Below are 11337 nucleotides of genomic sequence, written 5' to 3'. Positions count from 1 at the left end.
TGGTTTGTCATGGCAAAAAAGAAACAAAATACTGAAAATTATCTTGCTCAAAATCGTAAAGCGCGATTTAACTATGCCATTGCGGAAACTTTTGAAGCCGGCATCTCGTTAACGGGAACGGAAATTAAGTCCGTTCGGGCGGGTCAAATTACCATAGGGGATGGATTTGTAACGATACACAATGGTAGTGCTTTGCTGACCAACGTGCATATTTCCTCTTATGTGCAAGGAAATCAATTTAATGTTGACCCATTACGTACCAGACAATTACTGCTGCATAAAAGAGAAATTCGAGTTCTTGAGAAGGCAGCACAGGAACAAGGCGTAACAATTATCCCTTTGAAGGTTTATTTAAAGCATGGCTTTGCTAAAGTATTGATCGGTATAGGTCGTGGAAAGAAAAAATATGATAAACGAGAAGATATTAAAAAACGTGATCAAGAGCGAGAACTAAGCCGTCGATTTAAAAATTAGGAGCTAAAACGCTCTTTTTTATTTTTCCAAAACAACTCACAGGTCTCTGGAATACTCTATTGACCCGTCATGAATTAACATATATACTTAATATATGTGAAATCTAATATTCACAAGCTGAAAGGATATACTAACATGGTAGTTACAGTCATTTCAGTGTTTTTCGCAATTGTGATTGGTCTTGGTATTGGATACTATGTGCGCAAGTCACAAGACGCGCATAAAGTTATTTCTGCCGAGCAAATGGCAACTAACATTCTTGAACAAGCAAATAATGAAGCTAAGAGTTTGAAACGTGCAGCGGAAGTTGATGCTAAAGATTTGGCACAAACTTATCGAAATCAAGTTAATGATTCGTATAGTGATCGCCAAAAGCATCTGCAGCAACAAGAACAAAGGCTAGAAGATCGCATCAATAACCTCGATAAAAAGGATGCGGCCTTGAATCAACGTGATGCATCGTTGATTCAAAAAGAAAATCAAGTACAGACACGCCTTGATGAAGCAGATAAAAAAGAAGTATTAGCACAGAAGTTGTTGACTACACAACAAGATAAGTTGGAAGAAATTGCTCAACTGTCTCCTGATGATGCTAAGAAACAAATTTTAAGTGAAACTAAAGCAAGTTTGACTCGTCAACGAGCAGCCTTGATTAAAGAAGCGGAAGAAGAAGCAACTAGCGAAGCTGAGAAGCGTGCTCGTAATATTATTGTGCAAGCTATTCAACGTTCCTCAGCTGATTCTGTTGCTGACGTGACCGTCTCTGTTGTCAATTTGCCAAGTGAAGATATGAAAGGAAGAATTATTGGTCGTGAAGGCCGTAATATTCGAACTTTAGAATCTCTAACTGGCATTGATTTAATTATTGATGATACACCAGAATCAGTCGTTTTGAGTGGATTTGATCCTGTCCGACGTGAAATCGCAAAAATGGCGTTAGATGCCTTAGTTGCGGATGGTCGAATTAATCCGTCTCGTATTGAAGAAATGGTTGAAAAATCACGACGTCAAATGGATGAAACGATTCGTGAAAAGGGTGAACAAGCTGTCTTTGAACTAGGATTACGAGGCATGCACCCAGACTTAATTAAGATGATAGGTCGTATGAACTATCGAACTTCATACGGTCAAAATGTGCTCCAGCATTCAATCGAGGTCGCAAAACTTGCGGGAATGATGGCAGCAGAGCTTAAAATGGATGTCGCGCTTGCGAAACGCGCTGGATTAATACACGATATTGGAAAAGCAGTTGATGCTGAGGTCGAAGGTTCCCATGTGGAATTAGGCGTCAGATTAGCTGAGAAGTTTAATGAGAAGCCAATTGTAATCAATGCAATTGCTTCTCATCATGGTGATGTTGCGGCAATATCACCGATTGCTGAGTTAGTAGCTGCGGCTGATGCTATTAGCGCTGCTCGTCCAGGGGCTCGTAGTGAGTCACTAGAAAATTATGTGCAACGTTTAAAGGATCTTGAAGCGATCGCAAATAACTATCAGGAGGTTCAAACAGCATATGCAATTCAAGCAGGTCGAGAAGTGCGTGTGATTGTTGAACCTACAAAGGTTACAGACTTGCAAGCTAAAGTATTGGCACACGACATTAAGTCGGATGTCGAAGAAAAACTTGAATATCCTGGGCATATTAAAGTTACGGTTATTCGAGAAACACGTGCAATTGATTATGCACATTAAATCATGATAAATAATACACTATTAAAAAAGTCGTTCGTAGAGCGTCTTTTTTTGTTATAATTAATGTAAGTGAGAATGTTTTAAATTTTTCATAAAAAGTTAAACAAAGTATAATCATAACTATGATATTTAGCGGAGGATTTTATGGAACCAGGACAATTAGCATTAATTATATTTGCCGTCGCCTTTCTACTTTTGGTGATTTTTATTGGCATATTCTTGTTACGTCTAACACGTTCATTGAGTGTTATAACGATGGATGTCGATACGATTGCACGTTCAAGTAATGAAATTTTGGGAAACGCTAATGTATTGCTAAATGATATCAATGGCAAAGTTAAAACCCTTGATCCAACGGTGCAGGCAATGGCTGATTTATCAGTAACTGTGTCAAAACTAAATAATTCAGCACAAAATGTTACTCACAAGTTTTCAGGTGTTAAGGCCGGTGCAACTGGTGTTGCGGCTGCTATGACTAAAAACGCAACAAAAGCAGCTATGGGTAGGTTTAGAAACAAAAAGAAGACGGAGGTCTAATTATGTCAAAGACAAAAGTATTTATTGCAGGTGTTTTAGCAACTACGGCAGCATACGTTGCTTATAAAGCATTGCCTAAAGATAAGCAGGATGAGTTGTCAGCTAAAGCACACAAAACGGGTGAATTACTACGTGATAAGGCCTATGATGCTGCATATAATGTAGCGGATGTAGCGGCTGATATGACAGAAAAGGCCAAAGAAAAAACCGCTGCCTTGAAGACGGATAGTCAAGAAAAATATGCTGACCAAATTGACGCTGCAACTGAAAAAATTAAGGATTTAACAGATCAAGCAGCACCATATGTTGATAAAGCTAAAGACTTTGTTTCACCATACATTGAAAAAACACAAGATGCACTGACTGATTTACGAGATAAATTTGCCAGTGAGGATATCGAATTAACACAAGATGATGTTGATTTGGAAGAAGCTTTGGCTGATTTAGCCGACGATGAAAGCGTAAAAAAAGATGAATCGACATCCGTTGCAGACAAAACTACTTCAGAAACAACAACAAAACCAGAAGCATAAATAAAAAGCAGAAAGTCTATAATAGGCGTTCTGCTTTTTTAGTATTGGCAAAATGTAGTTTAGCGTAGTGTTTTAAATCAATACCGCGTCGTAATAATTCCGCAGCAACAGTATCAACTTCACGTCCTGCACCAATGGGTAGTTTGATACCAGCTTCAGCACTTAATTTTGACATGGCGTCTAATTCTACTACACGAGCTAAGATAGAAGCAGCGGCAACACTCAAATGATATTGCTCCCCCTTAGTAGTGAAGTATACATTTTCATGAATTATTCGTTGTTGATTGGCTTTTTTGAGATAATTGAAGTATGTGCTTTGCTGTGCAAATTGATCAATTAAAATGGCTTGGGGTATGGTTGGAAAAATTTTATCCAATACTTTACCTAAGGCAAAGTTATGCGAAATTGCTTTCATCTGGTTCACATTGTGCAACGGTTGCAGTTGATTATATTTTTCAGGCATTAAATTAACAACATGGTGAGGCAACTTAGAAATAATTTGGGGAGCAATTTTTTTCATTCTGTCATCTGTTAAGGTTTTGGAGTCTGCAATTCCTAGTGCTCGCACCCATTCTAAGTTTTCTTTGGATACATAAACGGCGGCTGTTGTTAGTGGACCAAAATAGGCACCAGCGCCAACTTCATCAGAACCTAGAACTGACCAGTTGGCAAAATCAGCCGGGAGGCCAATAACTGTTTTTTTGGTTGTTTTAGATTTGTGTGATGAATTTGTTTGCCACTTAGCAACTTCAGTATTAACTGATCTGCCTTGAAACATGATTTTTCCTGAATAATAGCCGGTTACAGTGACAGATCCGGTGGTAACCGAAAATAAGGCCCCAGCAGGTACCTTGTTGGAAGGAAATTGGTGATAATAATTTGTTATTTGCTCTAATTGTTCTTTATTAACTTGGATAACTGTTTGCATATTAGCAGTATATCAGTTTTTTGGATCCGTGTGTTTAGATAAAAAAGAATTGTTTGGCTTTCAGTAATGTTCATTGGCTGTTAATGAAAATATTCTCAAAAATAGTTGGTAATGTGTTAATATTGTATAATTACAATGTTTTATTTAATGTAATGAGTATTATTGAATTACATTAAAAAGGGGGAGAGAATAAAGTATGTCGAAAGCTAAATCACTATTAATAGCCCTTATAACAGTAGTCATTTTTGGTGGAATATCTTTTTTGTTGTGGGAAATCACTGTTGGGGCAGATTACACAGTGGTCAATAAAAGAGATGAAAGAAATTTTTACCAGGTTCTTCATAAAACTGATGTGTCTGATAAAATTCTTCAATTTAAGATAGATGATAAAGTTATTAAAGGGGATTCGATTTTATTACAGTTGCCAAAAAATAAGAGTAAGAAGGTTAGTATTTTAGTTAAAAATAATCATATTGATAGAATATTTAAAGTTGGTGACATAATCACTGTTAAGCTTAATCACAGTATAAAAATTGACGATAATTTTTACATTGTAAGTGCTGATATTGAATAATTTTAGAAACCATACAATATCTTTTCCTTCTATAGGGTGTCTATTAATGAAGTTTATGGGGTTGGTAGTTTTCCCGCGCAATTATGGGATTTATTGTATAATTAATGTATGACAAAACAACAAAGAAGACAATACAAGGCAATTATTGCCGGTAAAACATATATTATTTCTGGAGAAGCAAGTCTGCCTCATTTTAAATCAACAGAGGAATTACTTAATAAACAGATTAAGCAAATTAAAGTTGTTGCTCCAAAGTTGTCCCAATTGGATCAGGCGATTCTTTTGACATTCAATTCAATATCTGATCAGTTGTATAAACAAGCAGAAATTGATGAATTACGTGAAAAAATTGATGAAATGCAAGCAGAAATTAATTTGCTACAATCACAAAAAGAAAGGCTGAAGCCTAAAAAAAGTGCCGTTTCAAGTATTATTGCTACAGCTAAGCAAGAGAGCCGCACGCGCGCATCAAACAAAATATTTAAGGAAACTGACAAATGATTTTATTAGGATTGGCAGTAATTTTTATTTTAATTACTATTAGAATGGGTTATCGCATGGGATTAGTCAATGCGGTGCTTCGTTTTATATTGTGGGTAATTGTTTGGTATATTGCTATTAAATTTTCTAAACCGTTTGGACAGCTATTAACCGATTTCGTCTCGGGACAATTTGTGCGAACAACAATACCGCAGAATGTTGTTGGTGACGGGTCACAATTTTTAGCCTCAGGATTAGTATTTACAATAATATTCATCTTGGGTGGCATTGTTAGTCACTGGATATTAAAATCTTTTAGCGTTGTTCGACACATTCCATTATTGGGGTGGCTTGACGCGGTCCTCGGTGGTCTGCTGTATGGTATCATGGGCGCTGTTATAGCATTTTTTGCCCTAGAACTATTGTCTGTAATGCCTAATGTCTGGATCCAAGACCAATTCTTAAAAACGCCGTTATTGAATGATATATTAGACAATATGCCATTCTTTGCTAATCAAATATATAATTGGTGGCTATAAAATCTGACATAGAACAGAATCTAGTAACATTTTTGTTCTAGATATTTGGGAAAATAAAATGAATCAAAAAGTACTACAAACATTAGAATATGATAAAATCAAGTCACAACTGAGTGATTTTTTATCAACGCCCATTGGACGACAGGAAGCAGATGCGCTGCAGCCAATTACTGATGTACATATAATTAATTATTGGCTGCAAGAAACAGCAGATGCGATGATGATTGACCGTTTGAAAGGCGGCATCCCGCTAGCTAAATTAGCCGATATCACACCGCATTTGAAAAGACTAAATATTCAAGCAAGCTTAAGTGCTACTGAATTAGCTGAAATAGGAAATGTTTTACGTAATACAAGTGCTATTTCTAATTTTTTCATTCAGATGAAAGATGAGTCAATTGGTGAATCTTTAGAAGTGCTTGTGGAACAAGCTGAGCAATTAGAAACGTTGCCTGAGGTTACTAAATCAATTCAAACTGCTATTGACTCAACTGGTCGTATTAATGATGAGGCATCATATGAGTTAAAATCAATTCGAGGTAAAATAGTCGGTCACGAAAATGCCATTAAAAATAAGATGCAGGACTTTACTAAAGGCAAAACTGCACAATATTTGAGTGATCCGATTGTTACTATTCGAGGTGATCGATATGTTTTACCGGTAAAAGCAGAGTATAGAAATCAATTTGGTGGTGTTGTTCATGATCAAAGTCAAACAGGATTGACACTTTATATCGAACCACAAGCTGTTGTTGAATTGAGTAACAAACTAAGCGAGCTTCGCGTGAAAGAAAATGCAGAAGAGCAGCGAGTGTTGCAAGAACTATCAGCAGAATTAGAGCCACATACAAATGAGATTCAACAAAATGTTCAAATTTTAGGCCATTTTGACTTTGTTAATGCCAAAGCTCGATTAGCCGCCCGCTTGGACGCTATGCAACCAACTGTCAGCGTAGATAATCACATTAGCTTGCGACAAGCTTGGCATCCATTACTGGATAAAAAAATTGCAGTAGCTAATGATATAAGCCTTGGGGATAGCTACAAAACTATCATTATTACTGGTCCTAATACTGGTGGTAAAACGATTACGATTAAGACGCTTGGGTTGTTGCAATTAATGGCTCAATCTGGATTATTTATAACGACAAGGCAACCCTCTACGGTAGGTATTTTTGATGAAGTTTTTGCAGATATTGGTGATGAACAGTCAATTGAGCAAAACTTATCCACCTTCAGCTCTCACATGGCTAACATTGTGTCAATGCTTGACCACATTGATGATAAAACATTAGTTATTTTCGATGAACTTGGCGCTGGAACTGACCCAGCAGAAGGGGCAGCACTGGCAATTGCTATATTAGACAAAGTTGCTAGCCTAGGAGCGTATACGATAGCTACGACGCACTATCCTGAGTTGAAGTTATACGGTTATAATCGACCAGAAACTAAAAATGCTTCAATGGTATTTGATGTGGAAACGTTACAACCAACTTATCAATTTTTGATGGGTGTGCCAGGACAATCTAATGCCTTAGCAATCGCGAAACGTTTAGGATTTGGTGAAGATGTCATTGGTTCAGCAATGGCTTTAACTGATGAATCGGATCAAGACTTGAATAATATGATTGCTGATTTGGTTGCACAGCGAGATGAAGTCAAAAAAAATAATGAAGAGCTTAGATTACAACTAAAGGCGACAGAAAAAAAGTCAGAAGCCTTAAGCGAAGAACAAAGCAAATTGGAAAAACAGCGCGCGCATGTTATTTTAGACGCTAAAAACGAAGCTAATCATATTGTAGCAGCTACCAAAAAACAGGCAGAGCAATTGATTAGTGAAATTCGTAAAGAGCGTTTAAGAGCAGGGCAGCGTGGTGAGTTAACTGAGCAAGAACTGCAAGCTAGAAAAGGAGAGCTAGATAAGTTACGTCAGAATGACTCTTTGGAAAAAAATAAAATTTTGCAAAAAGCTAAAAAGGTAAAAGAACTAGCCCCTGGGGATGAAATTACCGTTCGTTCTTACAGCCAGCAAGGTACTTTAGTCAAAAAGCACAAGAATGGTCAATGGGAAGTGGAGATGGGCATTTTAAAAATGCTTGTTGATGAAGACGATATTGTTAAAACTGAAGCAACTGTGAAGGCTCAAAAAGGTAAAGCTAAGAAGAAACAACAAAAAATTATTCGAAAAACAACAAGCAATGGATCAGCGCGGGCTTCTGTGAAATCATCATTGGATTTGCGTGGTGTACGTTATGAAGCTGCTTTAACCGAGTTAGATCGATATTTAGATACGGCAGTATTAGCAAACATTAGTCCTGTTGAAATTATACATGGAAAAGGCACAGGTGCGTTGCGTCAAGGTGTTACCGAGTTTTTGAGATCTGATCGTCGCGTGAAGTCGTATCATTTTGCTAGTGCAAATGCAGGTGGTGACGGTGCAACGATTGTAGAATTGAAGTAATTTAACTATTGATTAAGAAGGAGGCTTTCGACGAGAAAGCCTCCTTTTTTCGTAAGAATGAGTAATAAATTGGGATTAATACGACGAATATTGATTGTGCAATTTGATTGGTTTTTTATAGTATACTTGTATTGAAACTATTTTAAGGAAAACACATGGCAAAAGAAAAATTTAACTCTCAAGAATTTTTATCATCATTATTTCACTATGCGCACGGATTTAATTTTAATCATATTATTTTTGATGCAAACAGATATAGGGTCTCAGTTAGTTTGATGCGCAGGTCAGCAACATACGGGAACGCAGAGATGTTTTATGTGTCTGCGGATCCAAAAGAGTTTGCCCCAGTGATGTCAGCTATTAATAGCGCGATTGAAATTGCCGAATTAGAGGGCAAACAACAGGCAACTGTTGTCACACCTAATTTAGAGCGTAACGAGCAAGTATTTCAGTTCAAGTTACGCGAGTTTGGTAGTGGAAAATACAATTTAGATTTGAGTATTTAAAAAGGAGGATGTGTTGAGTGCAGATCACGAATTATAGGTGGTCTAATTTGATACTTTTATGATATGAAACAAGGAAAATCAGCGCAAATAAAAAAAATGCGTCATATAAAATCAAAGCAGAAATTTACTTCAAAAAGTGTATTGCCAGAATTTAACTATAATGATTTTGCGGGCTTTTTACGCGCACGATATTATTTGACATACAATACCAAATATTCTACAGAAACATTTGAAGTAGCTTCTTTTTTCTTGGATGACGTGATCGCTACGATTGTGCAACAAAATTTTACGAAATTTACTAGCAACGAACGCGCCACTGTTAATTTAAACGAGGTTATGCAAGCAGCATTAGTGAATAGCGATGATCGTGATTGGCGTTATTTTGTACTGTTGGTACCCGTCTTGTATGATATGCAACAATTCTTGGTAAAAGAAAGCAGTGTTAACAAGAGATTTATCGCCCACGCACCAAAGTTTGATATTAATTTTTGGCGTATGATTATGCGTACGGTAATCGCGATTAATTTTTTCAAGTGGCAAGGTAAAGATGTTGCGGAAATGATGAAAACGTCAAACGCCATTGACGAACTGCAATTTAAGTTTTTGTCAGAAAATGAAGATGATGATGATTTTAATCTTGAAATTATTAATGAGACATTCCGCGGACTATCACCTAAAATAAAGCCTTTGAAGAATACCGATGATGTGCAAAAATTGCAACCATCGTTGTCTCCAGATGAAATGCAAGCAGAGCTTGAATTTGCTGATAAAAGCCTGCAAAAGTTCCAAGAAGCTTCTGTCAAAGATGTTGTTAGTGAGAATGTCATTAATATGCTTCATGCGTTGCACGAGGGAATAGCACGTGAGTTTAACGCAACCCATAAATTATGGCGAGCAAATTTATTAAATGCATTTGTTGAAAAATATCTGTTAGATTATTGGACACCACAGTGGCGTGATTTAGATGGCATTGGTGGTGAGGTCAAATCTTATTTAACTTTTTTGAGTAGTAAAAAAGCCCTCACAGGGTTAGGTGACCTTGTAGCAGGGACTCTTGATATTGATCGTTATATTGATGTAATTGCGATTAATTCTTTACTAGAAAAGTTAGATATGAAAGAAATAGAGAAACTTAGTTAAAGTACAATTATGATTGTACTTTTTTTACGTAAAAATATGGTTGGTTGACAGTCAATTAAACGAAATATGTCGGATCATTCCTGGTTTTATATTAGAGAACTTGTGAGTCTTATAGGATTGCATGAAAAGTTGGCCATGGTTATTTTGGTAAATGTATCCCGATAACTGCGTAATGCGTTCATTGAATAAAGAATCATTAATCTGAACGGTTACAGGATCAGTTGTATTTAGTGCTAGTTCTAAGCGTACAATGATTTCCTGTGCGTTTAATTGGCGCTTTAAAGGCACTGCTTTTTTTGAAGCAACGTATTTAATAAGTTTTTGAAGTATATGATGTAATGGTGCTTGAAATTGATGTTGGACAATATAATTTTGCATACCAGTCTTCTCCACTCGTTGTTGTATAAATTTATTATACGAACAAATGTTCAAATAAGCAAATTATGAATAGTTTCTTAAATGTTTCTTGAATATTATTATGATCAGTATGTTGATAAATAGGCATAGTTTGTTTATAAAGTCTATATTTGTCTATACGAACAAATATTCACCATGGTGGCTGTATTTATGTTAACATTGATATTGTGAATGTAAATTGCTATAATATTCCTATTAGTTTATAAAGAGGAATATTATGACTCAGCGTGGTTTATTAATCGTACTTTCAGGACCCTCAGGTGTCGGAAAAGGCACTGTACGTAAAGCAATTTTTGAAGAAGAAAGCATTGATTTTCAATATTCGATTTCCGCTACAACACGACAGCCTCGTGCTGGAGAAGTAGACGGTGAAGATTATTTCTTTGTAACCCGTGAACAGTTTGAAGAAAAAATTAATAATGGTGACATGTTAGAGTATGCAAAATATGTCAGCAACTATTACGGAACACCTAAAAGCTTTATAGACGAGACATTGGCGAGCGGGCGTGATGTTTTTTTGGAAATAGACGTACAGGGTGCCTTGCAAGTTAAATCAAAAATGCCAGAAGGTATTTACATATTTTTGACACTTCCGGATCTAGCAAATCTACGTGATCGCTTGGTCGGCCGTGGCACAGATTCTGCTGATGTGATTGAAAAACGAGTTGCAGCTGCTCGTGACGAACTTAAAATGATGATTAATTACGATTATGCTGTTGAAAACGATGTGGTTTCAAACGCAGTTGAACGAATCAAATCAATCATTACAGCAGAACGCTTACGCGTAACACGTGTATTTGATAAGATACAATAAGGAGAAAGACATGTTACTATATCCATCAGTTGATAAGCTATTAGAAAAAGTTGACTCACGCTATAAGCTAATTGCTTTAGGCGCAAAGCGTGCTCGTGAATTGGATGCTGGTTTACCAGCAACTCAAGAAACATTTGAATCGAATAAGTCTGTTGGGCAAGCGTTAGAAGAAATTGAAAATGGCGCTGTCATTATTGACCCCAAATTTGAAGACGAAGTATAAACGCCAACAGGCGTTTTTT

Annotated in this window: 14 protein-coding genes; 12 read left to right on the top strand and 2 right to left on the bottom strand. The window is 36.6% G+C overall.

Annotated elements, in window-relative coordinates:
• The first annotated feature begins 9 nt into the window (after positions 1 to 9).
• The 4 genes from smpB to A6B45_RS08345 all read left to right on the top strand — a co-directional run bounded on the left by smpB (position 10) and on the right by A6B45_RS08345 (position 3236).
• Positions 10 to 474 (top strand): SsrA-binding protein SmpB, encoded by a 465-nt coding sequence (gene smpB, locus A6B45_RS08360; protein WP_072614154.1) that lies wholly within the window; start codon positions 10 to 12, stop codon positions 472 to 474.
• A 135-nt stretch (positions 475 to 609) separates the two neighbouring features.
• Complete coding sequence (gene rny / locus A6B45_RS08355; protein WP_072614153.1) at positions 610 to 2166, top strand: ribonuclease Y; 1557 nt, start codon at positions 610 to 612, stop codon at positions 2164 to 2166.
• 144 nt (positions 2167 to 2310) lie between these two features.
• Positions 2311 to 2703, top strand: a complete 393-nt coding sequence (locus tag A6B45_RS08350) for a DUF948 domain-containing protein (RefSeq protein WP_072614152.1) — start codon at positions 2311 to 2313, stop codon at positions 2701 to 2703.
• Positions 2704 to 2705: 2 nt separating this feature from the next.
• Positions 2706 to 3236: a hypothetical protein gene (locus tag A6B45_RS08345; RefSeq protein ID WP_072614151.1), complete on the top strand. Its 531-nt coding sequence runs from the start codon at positions 2706 to 2708 to the stop codon at positions 3234 to 3236.
• Positions 3237 to 3252: 16 nt separating this feature from the next.
• Here the strand turns inward: A6B45_RS08345 and rnhC are convergent, their stop codons facing one another.
• The gene (gene rnhC, locus A6B45_RS08340) at positions 3253 to 4164 is read right to left on the bottom strand and encodes a ribonuclease HIII (protein WP_072614150.1); all 912 of its coding nucleotides are present in this window, start codon (positions 4162 to 4164) and stop codon (positions 3253 to 3255) included.
• Between the two features lie 196 nt (positions 4165 to 4360).
• On the opposite strand from rnhC, the gene A6B45_RS08335 reads away from it, so the two are divergent.
• From A6B45_RS08335 to A6B45_RS08310, 6 genes are all read left to right on the top strand, one after another.
• Positions 4361 to 4738 (top strand): hypothetical protein, encoded by a 378-nt coding sequence (locus A6B45_RS08335; protein WP_072614149.1) that lies wholly within the window; start codon positions 4361 to 4363, stop codon positions 4736 to 4738.
• A gap of 108 nt (positions 4739 to 4846) precedes the next feature.
• Positions 4847 to 5239 (top strand): cell division protein ZapA, encoded by a 393-nt coding sequence (locus tag A6B45_RS08330; RefSeq protein WP_072614148.1) that lies wholly within the window; start codon positions 4847 to 4849, stop codon positions 5237 to 5239.
• Positions 5236 to 5757, top strand: a complete 522-nt coding sequence (locus tag A6B45_RS08325; RefSeq protein WP_072614147.1) for a CvpA family protein — start codon at positions 5236 to 5238, stop codon at positions 5755 to 5757. Before A6B45_RS08330 ends, A6B45_RS08325 begins: the two co-directional genes overlap by 4 nt.
• Positions 5758 to 5815: 58 nt before the next feature.
• Complete coding sequence (locus A6B45_RS08320) at positions 5816 to 8218, top strand: endonuclease MutS2 (RefSeq protein WP_072614146.1); 2403 nt, start codon at positions 5816 to 5818, stop codon at positions 8216 to 8218.
• A gap of 155 nt (positions 8219 to 8373) precedes the next feature.
• Positions 8374 to 8724: a hypothetical protein gene (locus tag A6B45_RS08315; RefSeq protein WP_010279689.1), complete on the top strand. Its 351-nt coding sequence runs from the start codon at positions 8374 to 8376 to the stop codon at positions 8722 to 8724.
• Positions 8725 to 8787: 63 nt separating this feature from the next.
• Positions 8788 to 9864 carry a metaphase chromosome protein 1 gene (locus tag A6B45_RS08310; protein ID WP_072614145.1) on the top strand — a complete coding sequence of 359 codons (1077 nt, stop codon included), beginning with the start codon at positions 8788 to 8790 and terminating at the stop codon, positions 9862 to 9864.
• Between the two features lie 51 nt (positions 9865 to 9915).
• Here the strand turns inward: A6B45_RS08310 and A6B45_RS08305 are convergent, their stop codons facing one another.
• Complete coding sequence (locus tag A6B45_RS08305) at positions 9916 to 10242, bottom strand: hypothetical protein (protein ID WP_072614144.1); 327 nt, start codon at positions 10240 to 10242, stop codon at positions 9916 to 9918.
• Between the two features lie 256 nt (positions 10243 to 10498).
• On the opposite strand from A6B45_RS08305, the gene gmk reads away from it, so the two are divergent.
• Entirely contained in the window at positions 10499 to 11095 is a 597-nt protein-coding gene (gene gmk, locus A6B45_RS08300) for a guanylate kinase (protein WP_011680324.1), read from the top strand.
• A 10-nt stretch (positions 11096 to 11105) separates the two neighbouring features.
• A complete protein-coding gene (gene rpoZ / locus A6B45_RS08295) occupies positions 11106 to 11318 on the top strand; it encodes a DNA-directed RNA polymerase subunit omega (RefSeq protein WP_011680323.1) in 213 nt (70 codons plus the stop codon).
• The last annotated feature ends 19 nt before the right edge of the window (positions 11319 to 11337 follow it).

It is taken from the genome of Leuconostoc suionicum (assembly GCF_001891125.1).
Taxonomy (GTDB): Bacteria; Bacillota; Bacilli; order Lactobacillales; family Lactobacillaceae; genus Leuconostoc; species Leuconostoc suionicum.
This window is presented reverse-complemented; position numbering and strand designations above follow the sequence as displayed.